Genomic DNA, 15,774 nt, shown 5'->3' with positions numbered 1-15,774 from the left:
CGTAGTTAATTATCTATTCGTATTATTACAAGTTACGCACGTAGTTGTATAGTTAGAAATAAGAAAGCTACAGTTAGTTAAAGAAATAGAATAAACAAAAGTACGTTCCTTTCTACGTTAAGAGTAAGACTTCTTTTTTGTTATTAAGACTCTGATGTAACAACATCTCCGTCTGCGTGAGGTGTATCTCCTCCGGTATTCTGGTGGTGCTGCTCTTCTTCAGCTTTTTTTCTAGCTTCTTCTTCAGCTTTTCTCTTAGCTTCTTCTTCAGCTTTTTTCTTAGCTTCTTCGTCAGCCTTCTTCTTAGCCTCTTCTTCAGCAGCTTTCTTTTGAGCTTCTTCTTGCTGTTTACGTTGTTGTTCTTGTTGTTGCTGTTGTTGTTGTTGTTGTTGTTGTTGTTGTTGTTGTTGTTTACGCTGATCTTCTTCAGCTTTTTTTGTAGCTTCTTCTTGTTTTAGTTTATCTTCATTGGCCTTTTTCTGGGCCTCTTCGTCAGCCTTCTTCTTAGCCTCTTCCTCAGCTTTTTTCGCATCTGGAGTTCCGCCAGGCGCAGTGAATGATGCACCAATTGCAGGACTTGTTCCAGTACCCTTTTTCGCTACTACAGAGAAGCTGTAAGTAACACCTGGTTTAATACCACCAAGAGTAGCTGTCGTACCGCTTACTGACAAGCTACCACTAGAACCGTCAGTAGCTTTATAGCTTGCTGCGTATGCATCAACATTTGATGATGGTCCAGACCAGTTCAGCGTCACTGTGCTAGCACCATCGAAAGCGACATTAAGGCCACTAGGTGGATCTACTTTAATTTCTTTAACTGCATCTTTTTTCGCACCTTTAATGTACAGTTCTCCATTTAATTCTTGTACAGAAGAAGGGCGCTCGAAACTAGATTTATCTGTAGCGAATTTGCTCATCATTACTTGGAACATTTGCTGAGCAATTCTAGTAGAACGATCTCCAATGTAATTTTCTGCACTATCTTTTTCATAACCGGTCCATACAGCCATTGTATATTGAGGCGTATATCCTGCGAACCAACTATCTCTGTTTGCATCTGCTGGAATATCGTATTTTTTAATAACAGATTTATCAAAGTTTTGTGTTCCTGTTTTACCAGCAACGTCAAAACCGGGAACATAAGCCGTTGGGCCAGTACCACCACTACCAGGTTTTACAACATCACGAAGTACATCGGTAACCATGTAAGCTGTATAATCGTGCATTGCTCGTTTTTCTTTCGGCTTAAAGTTTTCTTTTTCCCATCTGGGAAAATAACTTCTTTAACGAAATGAGGCTTATTGTACATACCGTCATTTCCAAATGCTGCATAAGCTCCAGCGACATCTAACGGAGAGCTTTCATTACTACCAATTGCAGTTGATTCAAATACAGTATCATCTTTAAATGTCATGCCTAGACCTTTGGCGAATTCTTTTGATTTATCAAGCCCGACCGCTTGAGCTGTTTTTAAAGCAGGAATATTTAAAGATTTTTTTAGTGCGTCACGTAGGGAGACATCTCCTTTATAACTGTTTGTAGCATTTTTAATTTTTGTACCATCAGAGTATGTGTACTCTGAGTCATTTAATTGATGGTACGTAGACCATTGTAGATTTTCAATAGCTGGACCATAGTCAAAAATAGGTTTCATTGTTGAACCAACTTGACGTTTTAAATCGATAGCCATGTTGTGTCCTTTAAATGTTGATTTGTTTTCTTTACGACCGGCACCGACTGCACGAACTTCTCCAGTTTTCGTATCCATAAATACAAATGAGCCTTGGAATTGATCATTTGGATATTTAATAAGATCTCCATCCATTATTTTATCTGCATAATCTTGAGCTTCAAGGTCAAGATTTGTATGGATTATTAAACCATCAGAGCCAATATTCACATCAGGTATCTCTTTTTCTACTTCTTTGAAAACGGCATCTAAATATGCTTGATAAGGCATTTCAGTTGCATCTGAAGATGGAAGAAGACCTTCTTTTACAGAGATTTGCATAGCGTCGTTCATTTCTTGTTTTGTAATGTAGCCATGACGATTCATTAATGTTAGTACAACATTACGACGATTTGTTGCTCGTTCAACATTTTCTGGTTTTGTTGGATCATAAATGTTAGGACCTTGGGGTAAACCAGCGAGCATTGCAGCTTCATGTAACTTTAAGTCTTTTAAGTCTTTGTTGTAGTATTTTTTTGCTGCAGTTGCAATACCATACGAACGGTTACCTAAGTTGATCTTATTTAAGTACATTTCTAGAATTTCATGTTTAGAGTACTGTTGCTCTAATTTATAAGATAAGTACCATTCTTGCACTTTTCTCTTTGCTGTTTTTTCCATTGTTAGGAAATAGTTTTTAACTACTTGCTGTGTAATTGTACTACCACCTTGTGATCCAAAACCACCAGTGACATTTTCCATAACTGCTTTTGTAGTACGCTTAAAATCAATTCCACTATGATCATAGAAGCGTGAATCTTCAGTCGCAAGGAAGGCATTTTCAACTACTTTTGGAATTTGTTCATATGTAACATGGGTTCGTTTTTCAGCACCATATTCATAGAAGAAATTCCCGTTTTTATCAAGGAATTTTGTTGATAAAGGATTGACAAGTTTTGATTTGTCTAATTTCGGAGCGTCCTTTACCATAACAAAGAAAGCTGAAACGCCGGCAACGAGTCCGACGATACTAAGAAGTAGAAAACCTATAAGGAATTTCTTGAAAAAGGAACCTTTTTTCTTTGGTTTTTCTTCTTTATTTGTTTCTTTCGTTTGATTTTTTACATGATTTCGTTCTGTACGAGAACGATAATTATCTGACATTATACTTTCTCCTACCTTTCATTCTCTCCCCCAAAAGTCGAAAAAAGAGCCTTAGTGATGACTCTATCACGAAAAATAAACCGTGTCTAGTACGCGGATATAATCAATTCGAGGGTGATAACCGCATGATAATAAAGATCCATGCTCTTCTATTTCTTGTTTTGTAATCGATTTACGTCCACCAGTATTTTGACGATTCCAAAATGCAATAATATGTTTTGCATCTAATAAATAAAATTCATCAAAAAGTGTAAATTTAATAATAACAAATGCAATTCCATTATGAGCGATTACTTGCTTCATATGCTCAATTTGATGAAGGTGGAAGTTTTGAAGTGGAAAACTGGTTTTGTTTTTGTTTCTTTTGCTTCAAAATCGATGTATTTCCCTTTGTATACACCGTTGTAATCTGTTGTAGAAGGTTGTTTGAAATACGCTTCTTTTACCACTGCAGCACTTCGAGCGGGGTAATCTACTTTTACAATTTGAAGAGGTGTAGGTTTTTTATGTACGCATGCAATATTATGGGTTAAGTAATATTGATTGGTTTCATTCAATTCCTCTTCAAGGGACATACCTCTATTACTGTAAGTATGTTTTTTTATTGGTGTTTTATGAGGTTGTGAAGCTTGATCGTACCTTTTTCCATTTGGGTAACGAATGGTCATATTGTGTCCACTCCCAACTTGTTAAGAATTACTTACAAAGGTGATTATATCAAAAAATGAAAAAAGATGTGACCTTTTTCAAGAAAGGTATGGTACTTATTCATGTTTAGCTGGAACGATTACGAAAAAATTAAACAAAACCGTAAGGATATTTTGTGTATAGAAGAGGAGAAAGCTATAGTTCTTAATATTAAGGAGAGAACGGATGTAGCTAACGTAGATAACATTTCACGTACACAATCTTACCAAGAATATTATTTGAGAAATAAAGAAATTAGATGGTCTTTTTTAGCAAGTATGGTCTCAAGGAATGGGGGATGGAATATGACAGATTTAGAAGGAGAATATTATTCTAATCTTCTACCTCAAACAGTTAAGAGACGATTATTTCTTTGTTATGAGAAAGCCAATTGGATCATTTTCTTAGATGCATTTCCTCAACTATTATTGTATGAAGAAAGTAAAAGGCGATGTGAGCCGCTCTTTCATTTGTTGCAATTTTTCAACATATCAATTTTTATGGAAAAAGAATGGTCATATTTCTGGGAGGAAAAAGATATCAATAGGCTTATGACGGCACTTATTATTAATGAACAAAATAAAATTCAAAAACCAGTAATCGAGAATACATACTTTCAAAAACATGTATTTGATACGGCGGTGTTCAAATTTCAAGAAATACTTCACATTAGTGCAGTTGTTTTTCCGATGATGGAAGGGAGAATGTATGGGTTTTCGGTTTATCAATTTGAAACGTTACAAAAACGTATAGAACTTGGGAAGAAGTTAGCTTGGTTATTATTTCATTCAAAGTATAAAGATTCTTTTTATAAGTTTGCATTGCAAACTAGGCATACGGGATCAAGGATGGATTATGAATGCAATATAAGAGAGATTAGAAAATCAAGTACACCGGCTCTTAGAGATGTGTACGCTATTGTCGCTCACGAAAAATTAATTGAAAAAGATTGGTTTAGTGAAGGGATGGAAATGGAGTCTTTATTTGTACTTGAAAAACCAAAGGGGGGAATTAATATAACAGAATGGTATAGAATGAAGAGGGAACAAATACATACTCTTTCTATATTAAGTAGTTTTGTTAAAAGAATAGATGAGTTCATGATATAATCAAAAAGTCCCGCCTTCCTACATGAAGGCGGGGCTTCTTGATTAAAAGTAATATGTTCTTCAATAAATTACTTTTTACTTCGCTATTTGCCGGCAGTACGACTTTAACCTCAGCACTTATCGAAAGCAAATAGGGAAGGTTAGACTGGAAATTAGTTATTTGTAAAAGCCGCTTTGGTTAAAGGGTCATTTTATCCCGCTATTTGTGGGCGGTAAAACTCCCACCTCAAAATTCGGCTGGAGCAAAGAAGTTAGGTGGGAGCCTTACTGCCCGTAAACGCTCGATTGGTGAAGGCTAATAATCAGTGGGGACGAACAAAACCCTCACTAATTAAAGTTTTACTTTATGTAGCGGGGAAATTTGGACCATCAAGCTTTGGATTACCAGTCTCAGGTTTGTTTTGTTGTTTGTTTTGTTTTTTCTTTTTTTCATTTTTATTTTTTGCCATCGTAATACACCTCCTTTTTGTATTGTTACCATTTCTAAAAATGGCATACAAAATGATTTCTTTGACGAATATCAACTAGTTTTGTCATGTGAGCAGGAGTAACCAATCAATCGGCGAAATTACATGACAAAGGAAAGGCAAAGAAGGGGGCGTTTTAAATATGGCGATGGTTCAGAAGGAAGATGTTATGAAAAAAATGGATCAAATGTTAAGTTCTCTCGATTTGCTGGAAATGAATATTGGGATTAGAATGAATCACGCATTGAAGGATAAAGTTGAAAAAATATGCAATAAGATAGAAATAACAGAAATGCATATCGAGCATATGGAAAATAAATTAGTGCATCACGAAGAAAAAGGGAGCTGGGTAAAGACATTTCAAAACGTCGTAGTGAGTGCATAATAAGGTGGGAATAAAATGAAATATGAAGCATTAATCCAGTCTTCGGAGAAGTTAATGCAGTATAATGATGAAGCCAATGTAAAGAAAAGAGAAATGGATGAATATGATTTTTATAAGGATATGAAGCCATTTGTTGATATGGTAGATGCGGAGCTAGAGGTGTGGAAAGAATTAGCTTATATATGGATAAAGGAAGAGCAGCCTAAGTATATACATGTACAACAAATCGATCAAGTGTATGAGAATTTACAAACTAATGTGCTACAATGTTTTGTTAATAAGGGAAAAGGTAAACGTTTCTTTGAAACTCATCAAGCTATTTCGTATACTTTGCAAAATATCGTAGATCAATGTAAGTAACAAGAGGGGAAAACCCTCTTGTTTTTTTAGGCTTCTGTCGCTGTTGTAGGTTTTGTTGCGCCGTTTATTTCTAATTCACGTATTAATGTTCGGTAATCTGAGATGCATATTTTTCCTTCGAGATAACAATGTCTCGCAAAGTCTAGCAGTTCATTTGAACTTTCTGTACAGTACCCCTTTTTTTGAGAAAACGCTTGTTTTAAATCCCCTAATACCATGTTGATTCCTCCCCCATGAGAATCTTCTTCCTTATTATCATAGCATGGAAGGGTTTACTTTCTAATTTTTTTAAAAATTTAAACTTCCGACAAAAACAGACAGATACTCCGTCACACATTTTATTTTATAGGTACATATTCTATATGTAGAAACTTATGTGAAGGAGGAGAGTATGCATGTTTCAACAACCTAATGTATATCAGCAAACAAATCCATATGCACAGCAAAATATGTACCAGTATAATCAGGATACATATTTACGGTATAATATGTATCCTTTCGAACCTCATTATGGAAATCAAAATTATTATCAACCATTTGAAGTGTCATTTATGAATCAACCGCAACAACCACAACAACCACAACAACCACAACAACCACAACAACCACAACAACCCTATATGAATCAACAACAGCAACCTTATGTGAATTCACAATATTATATGCCGCCACCATCTCCCTATGGAAATCAACAAGCGATGTTTTATCCACCAAAACAACCGTATCCAACTATGAATAAACAAAAGCAACAACAGCAACCGAGTCAATTTTCTAGTTTTGTTTCCCAATTTAAAACATCAGATGGCAACTATGATGTAAATAAAATGATGAACACAGCTGGGCAAATGATGAATGCAATGAATCAAGTGACGGGTATTGTGAAACAAGTTGGAGGTTTTTTTGGTAAATAATGGTGGGGGGTATCTATAATAGTATTATGTATGAAGTAGGGCAATAGTCAAATTTCTATGAAATAAATGGGTGTATATAACAAGCGGCTTAACCTCTTCTCTCATATTGTAAAGTGTAGTCAGATTTTTTTTAAGAGAGAGGAGAGAAAAACTATGCATCATTGTCATCCTTGTTTTGGAGGGCATAAGCCTGTAGGACCTATTTGTACAACTGCTCCTGTCATTCATCCGACAAAACAATGCGTAACACATTCTTTTTCAACAACGGTGGTGCCACACATTTTCCCAACGCATACAACACATGTACACCATCAACAAATTAAAAATCAAGGCTTCTTCCCACAAACAAACTCGAATGTAAACGTTGTAGATCCTGGTGATCCAGGATTTGGTGGTGGATTCGGCGGGGGATGTGGACCATGTGGTCATGGTCATCACCACCACGGGCATCATATATCTCCATTTGGACCAGGACCGAACGTGTCACCATTTGGACCAGGACCGAATGTATCTCCGTTTGGACCAAATATCGGACCGAATATCGGACCAAACGTTGGTGGAATATTTAAAAAGTAAATGATATGTTAGAACTAGCGAAATGCTAGTTCTTTTTTTGTAATTGGAGTGTTGATATGAAAGTTGTTACTGTAACAGGATATAAGCCATTTGAGCTTGGAATCTTTAAAAATGATCATCCAGGAGTAGAATGTATAAAAAAGGCGCTTCGTCGTAAGTTAACTGCTTTTGTAGAAGATGGTTTGGAGTGGGTTATTATTAGTGGCCAGTTAGGGGTCGAATTATGGGCTGCTGAAGTTGTTTTTGAGATTCAAGTAGAATATCCAGATTTAAAATTAGCGGTATTTACTCCTTTTTTAGAACAAGAAGAAAATTGGAAGGAAGATAACCGTGAATATTACGAATTTATTCTTTCGCAAGCAGATCACATTGATAGTATTACGAAACGGAAGTACGAAAGCCCAGAGCAATTTAAATTAAAGAATCAATTTTTATTGCAAAAAGTGATGCACTTTTAGCTGTATACGATGAAGAAAAGCCTGGGAGCCCTAAATATATAGTAGAAGCGGCTAAGAAAAAAGGAGAAATAGAAAATTATCACAGTTATTTCATTCTTTTTTCTGATTTACAAGATATAATGGAAGAGGAACAGTGGAATAATGCAGATTAATATGTAATATTGTATTCGCATATTTGATTGACAAAAGGCATTGTTTCTGAAAAAATTTAGTTAATGAAAGCTTTGGCAAAAATTTGAGGTGAAGAAAATGATTTCGGATAAAATTAAATTAACAGCGAAAGATATTTTAGAAAAAGAATTTAAAACAGGTATGAGAGGTTATCAACAAGAAGAAGTAGATAAGTTTCTTGATATGATTATTAAAGATTATGAAGCTTTTCATAAGGAATTTGATCAATTAAAACAACAAAATGCTCGTTTAAAACGTGAATTAGAAGAGCAGAAAGTAGCGGCAACACAAGTTCCGCAACAACCAATACAAACACCAGTTGCACAACCAGTATATAACAATACGAATACGGATATTTTAAAACGTCTATCTAATTTAGAAAAAGCTGTATTTGGAAGTAAGTTATACGAATAAATTAGGGTAACAAAAAGGTTAAAGTAGTTTACATAGAAAAAAACATTGCAAAATCTTTTTGTTTCCACTATACTAATGTTTGTCATAACGTTTGGGTAATCGCTGCAACGCCAACGTTGTAGAGGAAAGTCCATGCTCGCACGGCCTGAGATGGCTGTAGTGTTCGTGCCTAGCCAAGTCATAAGCTAGGGTATTCTGGCTGTAAGGCTAGTTTAACGGCAGGGAAAAAACCTAAGTCCTTTCGGATATGGTTTGACTACCTTTAAAGTGCCACAGTGACGAAGTCCTTGAAGAAATGATAGGAGTGGAACGAGGTAAACCCCACGAGCGAGAAACCCAAATAATGGTAGGGGAATCTTTTCCAAGGAAATGAACGATGGGAAAGGACAGGTTTTCGTAACCTGTAGATAGATGATTACCACCGGAGTACGAGGCGTGGGCCGTTTGCAGTACAAAGGAACAGAACATGGCTTACAGAACGTTATGAACCAACTATGAAATAACTCAGCTCTCCTTTGTTAGAGGAGGGCTTTTTATTTGTATGAAGTTATAAATTGTGAGTTAAAATGGTAAATGAGAAAAAATTCGTAATATGTAATAATTAATAGGACAACATGTTATTAATTATTGTTTGATTATACATAAGAGGTGAATGCAAATGGGAAAAGTTACTTTAATTGCAACAGCGGCAATGGGTATTGAAGCATTAGTTGCCCGAGAAGTTCGCGATCTTGGTTATGAATGTGAAGTGGAAAATGGAAAGGTAACGTTTGAAGCGGATGAAAAAGCAATTTGTCGTACGAATTTATGGTTGCGTACTGCGGACCGTGTGAAAATTAAAGTCGGCGAATTTAAAGCAACGACATTCGATGAGTTATTTGAAAAAACAAAAGCGTTAAACTGGGGAGATTACATTCCAGAGAACGGAGAATTCCCTGTTATCGGAAAATCTCTGAAATCAACATTATTTAGTGTTTCAGATTGCCAACGTATTGTTAAAAAGGCTGTTGTTGAGAAATTAAAAACAACTTATAGACGTACAACTTGGTTTGAAGAAGATGGTCCTTTATTCCGTATTGAAATTGCAATGCTCAAGGATATTGCAACGTTAACAATTGATGCGAGTGGTGTGGGTCTTCATAAACGTGGATACCGTCTTGAACAAGGTGAAGCGCCTTTAAAAGAAACATTAGCTGCGTCTTTAATTAAGTTAACAAACTGGAAGCCTGATCGTCCGTTCGTTGATCCTTTCTGTGGATCTGGAACAATTCCAATTGAAGCGGCACTAATTGGACAAAATATCGCACCAGGATTTAATCGAGGCTTTGCGTCGGATGAATGGGACTGGGTTGGTAAACAAAACTGGCGTGAGGCTCGTCAAGAAGTTGAAGATATGGCAAACTATAATCAACCACTGCAGATCATTGGGTCAGATATCGATCATCGTATGATAAGAGTCGCTGAAGATAACGCAGAAGAAGTTGGATTAGGAGATCTTATATCATTTAAACAAATGCAAGTAAAAGATTTCACAACAAAAGAGGATTATGGCTATGTTGTAACGAATCCTCCATACGGAGAACGTTTAAGTGAAAGAGCACTTGTTGAAAAATTATATAAAGAAATGGGAGAGGTATTCCGCCCATTAGATACGTGGTCAATGTATTTATTAACAAGTTATGAAGCATTTGAGAAGTGTTACGGAAAAGATGCATCGAAAAAGCGTAAACTGTTTAACGGTTTTATCCGTACAGACTACTACCAATACTTCGGAAAACGTCCACCGCGTAATTCATAGTATAAAACTCCTCCAGCACGCATATACTGGCTATTATGTAATGCGTAAAGGAGGAAGTGATATGGATAGTTTCCAATTATCAATGATTCAAAAAGCTATTCACCGTACGTATGATGAGATCGGAAAAGAAGTGGATAGTCAAGGTGCAATTGTAGTTGAAATACAAAAAGCACAAGAAGAATATTTATCAGCTCTTTCACATGAAACAGCGATTGATAAACGGTATTTAAAGTCATTAATATAGAAAAAAATTTTCCTTTTTCGAAAGGGAAATTTTTTTTCGTGTATTTCTATGTATTGCAACAGGGGAAAGTAGCTGTATACATATGTGTAACAGCTGCTATATCTTTTTATAGAAAAACTGTTTGGTTGGAGGCTAAGGATGTTTACTGAGAAGAGATTACCATTTGAAGTAGGAAAACAAGATAATTTTTATGATAAGTTGAATGAGTGGATTGGAGATGTGTTTTACGACATCCTTCCGGAAAAAGGCTTTGAAGAGCGTGACGAACAAATTTTTATGGCATTTCAGTTAGAGCGCGCTTTCCAAGAGAAAAAAGTTATGTTCGCAGAAGCGGGAGTAGGAACAGGGAAAACAATTGTATATCTTCTATATGCAATTTGTTATGCACGTTATACTGGAAAGCCAGCTATTATCGCTTGTGCAGATGAAACGTTAATTGAGCAGCTTGTGAAAGAAGAAGGGGACATTGCTAAGTTATCTGAAGCATTAGGACTATCTGTTGATGTAAGACTTGCGAAATCAATGGATAATTATTTATGTTTACGAAAACTAGAAGATGTTATGAGTGGACGTGCTCCAGAAGTAATTGAAGACGTATATTATGAATTACCACAGTTTGTATTTGATCATGGTACGATGCAAAACTTTACTCACTATGGTGACAGAAAAGAATTTCCACTTTTAAATGATGAGGAATGGTCAAAAATAAATTGGGATTATTTCCAAGATTGCTTCACTTGTGATTCTCGTCATCGTTGTGGACAAACTCTTTCTCGTGAACATTATCGTAAAGCGGCAGATTTAATCATTTGCTCCCAAGACTTCTATATGGATCATATTTGGACGTACGATGCTCGTAAACGTGAAGGACAAATCCCATTACTGCCTGAAAGTAGCTGCGTTGTGTTTGATGAAGGACATCTTGTAGAGTATGCAGCTCAAAAAGCTTTAACATATCGTTTAAAGCAAACGATGATGGAGCAACTTTTAACGAGATTGTTACAAAACGATATTCGTGAAGAGTTTGCACATTTAGTGGAAGAAACAATTTGGCAAACAGAGCGATTCTTTGATGTGTTACAAGAGAATAAAAAGGAAATTGCCGGTTCTGATCGTTTAGAAATTACTGTGACAGAAAAGGTAACTGCAGAGGCGAATAGACTTTACGCAAAAATCGGTGAAGTCGGTGACGCATTAGTATTTGAAAGTGAAATGCATACAGTAAACACATATGACTTAAATATCGTTGATGAACATTTAGATGTATTAGAACATTCACTTCGTCTGTTCATGCATGAGAAAAATGTAATTACATGGGGTGAAGAAGGTGATGGAGCTTTCACATTAGTTATTATGCCGCGTGCAGTTGAAGAAGTGTTACAAGAGAAAGTATTCTCAAAGAAGATTCCGTATATTTTCTCTTCTGCTACATTATCTAACAACGATTCATTCGCATTTACAGCAAATAGCTTAGGGGTAAAAGATTATTTATCATTCTCAGTTGCTTCACCATTTGATTATGAAGAGCAAATGGCAGTAAACTTACTATTGCATACGAAAGAAAACGAATGGGAAAGAAAGTGTCAATATACACTTGAAAATATACAGAAAACAAATGGACGTACACTTGTATTATTCCGTACAACGCAAGAGCTTGCAGCGTTCAAAGAATATGTAAGTAAAGAGCAAATGTCAGTTCCGTTCTTATATGAAGGAGATCAAGAAATTAGTCAGCTCGTCTCTCGTTTCCAAAATGAAGAAGAGACTGTACTTTGTGCCGTTCATTTATGGGAAGGTTTAGATATTCCAGGTTCATCGTTATCACATGTTATTATTTGGTCATTACCATTCCCTCCAAACGACCCTGTGTTTGAAGCGAAGCGTAAACATGTGAATGATCCATTCTGGGATGTAGATGTGCCTTATATGATTTTACGTCTTCGCCAAGGAATTGGGCGTTTAATTCGTACGAGCGACGATAAAGGTGCTATATCAATCTTCTTATCTGATACAGAAGATGAGAAAGTGATTGCAGCAGTGAAAAATGTACTACCAGTAGAAGCTAAAGAATTATAAGGAAAAAGCTTGGCGCTTGCCAAGCTTTTTTTCTATTATAAAAGGAATTTAGATTTCCATGTCGAATTAAGTTTGAGGTAGAAAAGGGAGGTTTTTATACGATGACAGTTGCTACATATGAGGTAGAAAAACAATTTTTAACATATGTGAAGAAGATTCAGAATTACGGAGAAGCATTAAGCTTAATGTTTTGGGATTTAAGAACAGGTGCACCAAAAAAAGGTGTGGATCAGCGTTCAGAAGTAATCGGTATGCTTTCGTCAGAAGTGTTTGCTATGTCGACTTCAGATGAGATGGGAAACTATTTAACGGAGTTAGAAGCTTTAATACGTGAAGATAAACTTTCTGAAACGACAAAGAAAATGGTTGAAGAGTGTCGTAAAGAATATGATAGAAATAAGAAAATTCCACAAGCTGAATACGAAGCGTATGTGAAATTAGAAGCGAAAGCGGAAAGTGTGTGGGAAGAAGCTCGCGAAAAATCTGATTTCGAAATGTTCCGTCCGTATTTAGAGAAAATTGTTGAATTCAAAAAGAAATTTATTACATATTGGGGTTACGAAACATATAAATATAATACACTATTAGACATGTATGAGCCAGGAATCACAGTAGAAGTATTAGATCATGTATTTGGTCAATTGCGTGAGCGTATCGTTCCGCTCGTAAAAGAAATTTCTGAGTCTAAAAAAGAATTAAAAACAAATGCTTTAGCTGAACATTTTTCAAAAGAAAAACAAAAGAACTTTACATTAGAACTATTAAAGCAATTGAATTATGACTTTGAAGCAGGCCGTCTTGATGAAACAGTACATCCTTTCGAGATTACATTAAATAGAGGGGACGTTCGTATTACGACACGCTATGATGAAAAAGATTTCCGTATGGCCGTGTTTGGAACAATTCATGAATGTGGTCATGCTGTATATGAACAAAATATTGCAGAAAAATTTGAAGGTACACCGCTATGTAGTGGAACATCTATGGGGATTCATGAATCGCAATCATTATTCTTTGAAAACTTTATCGGTCGTAATAAGTCATTCTGGGAGAAAAATTATGATTTACTAAAAGAGTATAGCGATGGTCAATTTGATGATATATCAGTCGATGAGTTTTATGATGCGATTAACGAATCGAAGCCGTCATTCATCCGTATAGAAGCAGATGAGCTTACATACCCGCTTCATGTTATGGTTCGTTATGAACTTGAGAAAGAATTATTTGATGGCACATTGCAAGTAAAGGACTTACCAGAAGCGTGGAATAATAAGATGGAAACGTATTTAGGTATTCGTCCAGAGAATGACGCACAAGGTGTATTGCAAGATGTGCACTGGGCTGGCGGCTCATTTGGCTATTTCCCATCTTATGCACTTGGTTATATGTACGCAGCACAATTTAAACAAAGAATGTTAAAAGATATTCCGAACTTCGATGCATTACTAGAAGAAGGGAATGTGACACCAATTCGTGAATGGTTAACAAAAAACATTCACCAATATGGTAAAACGAAAAAGCCACTTGAAATTTTAAAAGATGTAACAGGTGAAGGGTTAAATGCGAACTACTTAGCTGATTATTTAGAAGCTAAATATAAAGAGATTTATGAGTTATAAAACAGGAGCTGCTTAATTGCAGCTCTTTTTTATGAGGGAGTGAGGGAAATGGGCTATATGTTTACAGTAATGTCGCAAACGGAAGCGGAAGAAATTGCATACAACTGGCATTATGAAGGGGAGTATTCTTTTTATGATATAGAGGCAGATCAAGAAGATTTAGCTGAATTTTTACATGATGAGAGTAGAGGGGACGACACATTTGCTGTGAAGGAAAATGGTACTCTTATTGGCTTTTTTAGCTTTTGCAGAATGAATAGTCGAACGGTTGATATCGGACTAGGAATGAGACCTAATATAACTGGAAATGGATTCGGTTTAAAGTTCGTAAAAGCTGGACTAGATTTTAGTGAAGAAAAATATGGTTGTAACTATATAACACTATCAGTAGCGACATTTAATGAAAGAGCAATTAAAGTGTATAAAAGAGCAGGGTTTGAAGCGGTTGGGACGTTTGTTCAAAAGACGAACGGTAGTTGTTTTGAATTTTTGAAGATGGATTATATATGTAAAAAAGATTAAAAAACAGAAGAGTACTCTTCTGCTTTTTATTTTGATGTAGAAAGAAATGATGTTTTTTGTACTTGTTGTAATTAGAAGTTTTGAAATTTTGGAAGAGGATGTGTATGATTGAATATTAGTAGCAAATAGCAAGTTTAGCAAGGAGAGGTAGAATGATTACAATCAAAACGAAAAATGAAATAGATTTGATGCATGAATCTGGGAAATTACTTGCTTCATGTCATAAAGAAATTGCGAAAATGATGAAACCAGGTATAACTACAAAAGAAATTGATACGTTTGTTGAAATGTATTTAAGAGATCATGGTGCTACATCTGAACAGAAAGGTTACAACGGGTATCCATATGCAATATGTGCATCTGTAAACGATGAAATGTGTCACGGTTTCCCGAGTGATGTACCTTTACAGGAAGGTGATATTGTGAAAATTGACATGGTAGTAAACTTAAATGATGCGCTTTCAGATTCTGCATGGACATATACAGTTGGCGATATTTCTAATGAAGCAGAAAGGTTATTGTTAGTAGCTGAGAGTGCATTGTACAAAGGGATTGATCAGGCGGAAATTGGTAATCATGTAGGAGATATTGGATATGCAATTGAAAGTTATGTAGCTGCTGAAGGTTTTTCTGTCGCTAGAGATTTTACAGGACATGGGATTGGAAAAGAGATTCATGAAGAGCCAGCAATTTTTCATTTTGGTAAACGAGGACAAGGGCCAGAACTACAAGAAGGAATGGTAATTACGATTGAGCCGATTGTAAATGTAGGTATGCGATATTCAAAAGTAGATTTAAATGGATGGACTGCAAGAACGATGGACGGGAAATTATCCGCTCAATATGAGCATACAATTGCGATTACAAAAGATGGACCAGTCATTTTAACGATGCTGTAATAGCGAATGTAAGAGTTTGCAAAACTCGAACGAAAATAGTGTTTTTATAAAATTTGTACGTGTTTTTTTCATAAATGCTTTTCAAAGTACAAAAAGTACGTTATAATCCATCTATAAAATAAATAGTTAGCTACACTCATATAATCGCGGGGATATGGCCTGCAAGTTTCTACCGAAGTACCGTAAATACTTTGACTATGAGTGAGGACGAATATATTTGCTTGTTTAGCATTCTTTTTTTGCGA

At 35.7% G+C, this 15,774-nt stretch carries 14 protein-coding genes, 1 other RNA gene, 3 pseudogenes and 1 riboswitch; of the genes and pseudogenes, 14 read left to right on the top strand and 4 right to left on the bottom strand.

The window, feature by feature from the left end:
• Positions 1-143: 143 nt before the first annotated feature.
• Together CDB3_RS16515 and recU are read right to left on the bottom strand one after the other, a co-directional pair.
• A pseudogene (locus CDB3_RS16515) lies at positions 144-2,833 on the bottom strand (PBP1A family penicillin-binding protein).
• Between the two features lie 66 nt (positions 2,834-2,899).
• Positions 2,900-3,501: pseudogene (gene recU, locus CDB3_RS16510) on the bottom strand (Holliday junction resolvase RecU).
• A gap of 102 nt (positions 3,502-3,603) precedes the next feature.
• Between recU and CDB3_RS16505 the strand changes: the two are divergent.
• Entirely contained in the window at positions 3,604-4,629 is a 1,026-nt protein-coding gene (locus CDB3_RS16505; RefSeq protein ID WP_128855265.1) for a DUF2515 domain-containing protein, read from the top strand.
• A 344-nt stretch (positions 4,630-4,973) separates the two neighbouring features.
• On the opposite strand, the gene CDB3_RS32990 is transcribed toward CDB3_RS16505, so the two are convergent.
• A complete protein-coding gene (locus tag CDB3_RS32990; protein WP_079999100.1) occupies positions 4,974-5,153 on the bottom strand; it encodes a phage portal protein in 180 nt (59 codons plus the stop codon).
• Positions 5,154-5,238: 85 nt separating this feature from the next.
• Between CDB3_RS32990 and CDB3_RS16500 the strand changes: the two genes are divergently transcribed.
• Both CDB3_RS16500 and CDB3_RS16495 read left to right on the top strand, forming a co-directional pair.
• On the top strand, positions 5,239-5,481 hold the full coding sequence (locus CDB3_RS16500; protein ID WP_001252038.1) for a hypothetical protein: 243 nt from the start codon (positions 5,239-5,241) through the stop codon (positions 5,479-5,481).
• Between the two features lie 15 nt (positions 5,482-5,496).
• Positions 5,497-5,841: a YppE family protein gene (locus CDB3_RS16495; RefSeq protein ID WP_097831700.1), complete on the top strand. Its 345-nt coding sequence runs from the start codon at positions 5,497-5,499 to the stop codon at positions 5,839-5,841.
• A gap of 26 nt (positions 5,842-5,867) precedes the next feature.
• Here CDB3_RS16495 and CDB3_RS16490 read toward each other — a convergent pair whose 3' ends face one another.
• Complete coding sequence (locus CDB3_RS16490) at positions 5,868-6,059, bottom strand: YppF family protein (protein ID WP_000242654.1); 192 nt, start codon at positions 6,057-6,059, stop codon at positions 5,868-5,870.
• A gap of 177 nt (positions 6,060-6,236) precedes the next feature.
• Between CDB3_RS16490 and CDB3_RS16485 the strand changes: the two genes are divergently transcribed.
• The 11 genes and pseudogenes from CDB3_RS16485 (at position 6,237) to CDB3_RS16435 (ending at position 15,529) form a co-directional block, all read left to right on the top strand.
• Complete coding sequence (locus tag CDB3_RS16485; RefSeq protein WP_128855264.1) at positions 6,237-6,752, top strand: YppG family protein; 516 nt, start codon at positions 6,237-6,239, stop codon at positions 6,750-6,752.
• 153 nt (positions 6,753-6,905) lie between these two features.
• The gene (locus CDB3_RS16480; RefSeq protein WP_128855263.1) at positions 6,906-7,328 is read left to right on the top strand and encodes a CotD family spore coat protein; all 423 of its coding nucleotides are present in this window, start codon (positions 6,906-6,908) and stop codon (positions 7,326-7,328) included.
• A 56-nt stretch (positions 7,329-7,384) separates the two neighbouring features.
• Positions 7,385-7,938 (top strand): annotated as a pseudogene (locus CDB3_RS16475) (SLOG family protein).
• A 97-nt stretch (positions 7,939-8,035) separates the two neighbouring features.
• Entirely contained in the window at positions 8,036-8,371 is a 336-nt protein-coding gene (gpsB, locus tag CDB3_RS16470; RefSeq protein WP_128855262.1) for a cell division regulator GpsB, read from the top strand.
• Positions 8,372-8,458: 87 nt separating this feature from the next.
• Positions 8,459-8,850, top strand: an RNA gene (rnpB, locus tag CDB3_RS16465) — RNase P RNA component class B.
• Positions 8,851-9,029: 179 nt separating this feature from the next.
• Complete coding sequence (locus tag CDB3_RS16460; protein ID WP_128855261.1) at positions 9,030-10,169, top strand: THUMP domain-containing class I SAM-dependent RNA methyltransferase; 1,140 nt, start codon at positions 9,030-9,032, stop codon at positions 10,167-10,169.
• A gap of 61 nt (positions 10,170-10,230) precedes the next feature.
• Positions 10,231-10,413 (top strand): DUF3921 family protein, encoded by a 183-nt coding sequence (locus tag CDB3_RS16455; RefSeq protein ID WP_128855260.1) that lies wholly within the window; start codon positions 10,231-10,233, stop codon positions 10,411-10,413.
• Positions 10,414-10,551: 138 nt separating this feature from the next.
• The gene (locus tag CDB3_RS16450) at positions 10,552-12,489 is read left to right on the top strand and encodes an ATP-dependent DNA helicase (RefSeq protein ID WP_128855259.1); all 1,938 of its coding nucleotides are present in this window, start codon (positions 10,552-10,554) and stop codon (positions 12,487-12,489) included.
• Positions 12,490-12,590: 101 nt separating this feature from the next.
• Complete coding sequence (ypwA, locus tag CDB3_RS16445) at positions 12,591-14,108, top strand: carboxypeptidase (protein ID WP_128855258.1); 1,518 nt, start codon at positions 12,591-12,593, stop codon at positions 14,106-14,108.
• Between the two features lie 48 nt (positions 14,109-14,156).
• The gene (locus CDB3_RS16440; protein ID WP_128855257.1) at positions 14,157-14,630 is read left to right on the top strand and encodes a GNAT family N-acetyltransferase; all 474 of its coding nucleotides are present in this window, start codon (positions 14,157-14,159) and stop codon (positions 14,628-14,630) included.
• Positions 14,631-14,782: 152 nt separating this feature from the next.
• A complete protein-coding gene (locus CDB3_RS16435; RefSeq protein WP_128855256.1) occupies positions 14,783-15,529 on the top strand; it encodes a type I methionyl aminopeptidase in 747 nt (248 codons plus the stop codon).
• A 116-nt stretch (positions 15,530-15,645) separates the two neighbouring features.
• A riboswitch (purine riboswitch) is annotated at positions 15,646-15,747 on the top strand.
• Positions 15,748-15,774 lie beyond the last annotated feature (27 nt).

Source organism: Bacillus sp. CDB3 (assembly GCF_002081505.1).
GTDB classification, from domain to species: Bacteria; Bacillota; Bacilli; order Bacillales; family Bacillaceae_G; genus Bacillus_A; species Bacillus_A cereus_AT.
The sequence above is the reverse complement of the archived record's forward strand: the minus strand, read 5'-3'. Positions and strand labels throughout refer to the sequence as shown.

What these genes read in the sequence shown, in the direction of transcription:
- CDB3_RS16505 (WP_128855265.1), top strand. Translation starts at nt 3,604, where the DNA reads ATGTTTAGCTGGAACGATTACGAAAAAATTAAACAAAACCGTAAGGAT.
- CDB3_RS16500 (WP_001252038.1), top strand. Translation starts at nt 5,239, where the DNA reads ATGGCGATGGTTCAGAAGGAAGATGTTATGAAAAAAATGGATCAAATG.
- CDB3_RS16495 (WP_097831700.1), top strand. Translation starts at nt 5,497, where the DNA reads ATGAAATATGAAGCATTAATCCAGTCTTCGGAGAAGTTAATGCAGTAT.
- CDB3_RS16490 (WP_000242654.1), bottom strand. Translation starts at nt 6,059, where the DNA reads ATGGTATTAGGGGATTTAAAACAAGCGTTTTCTCAAAAAAAGGGGTAC.
- CDB3_RS16485 (WP_128855264.1), top strand. Translation starts at nt 6,237, where the DNA reads ATGTTTCAACAACCTAATGTATATCAGCAAACAAATCCATATGCACAG.
- CDB3_RS16480 (WP_128855263.1), top strand. Translation starts at nt 6,906, where the DNA reads ATGCATCATTGTCATCCTTGTTTTGGAGGGCATAAGCCTGTAGGACCT.
- gpsB (WP_128855262.1), top strand. Translation starts at nt 8,036, where the DNA reads ATGATTTCGGATAAAATTAAATTAACAGCGAAAGATATTTTAGAAAAA.
- CDB3_RS16460 (WP_128855261.1), top strand. Translation starts at nt 9,030, where the DNA reads ATGGGAAAAGTTACTTTAATTGCAACAGCGGCAATGGGTATTGAAGCA.
- CDB3_RS16455 (WP_128855260.1), top strand. Translation starts at nt 10,231, where the DNA reads ATGGATAGTTTCCAATTATCAATGATTCAAAAAGCTATTCACCGTACG.
- CDB3_RS16450 (WP_128855259.1), top strand. Translation starts at nt 10,552, where the DNA reads ATGTTTACTGAGAAGAGATTACCATTTGAAGTAGGAAAACAAGATAAT.
- ypwA (WP_128855258.1), top strand. Translation starts at nt 12,591, where the DNA reads ATGACAGTTGCTACATATGAGGTAGAAAAACAATTTTTAACATATGTG.
- CDB3_RS16440 (WP_128855257.1), top strand. Translation starts at nt 14,157, where the DNA reads ATGGGCTATATGTTTACAGTAATGTCGCAAACGGAAGCGGAAGAAATT.
- CDB3_RS16435 (WP_128855256.1), top strand. Translation starts at nt 14,783, where the DNA reads ATGATTACAATCAAAACGAAAAATGAAATAGATTTGATGCATGAATCT.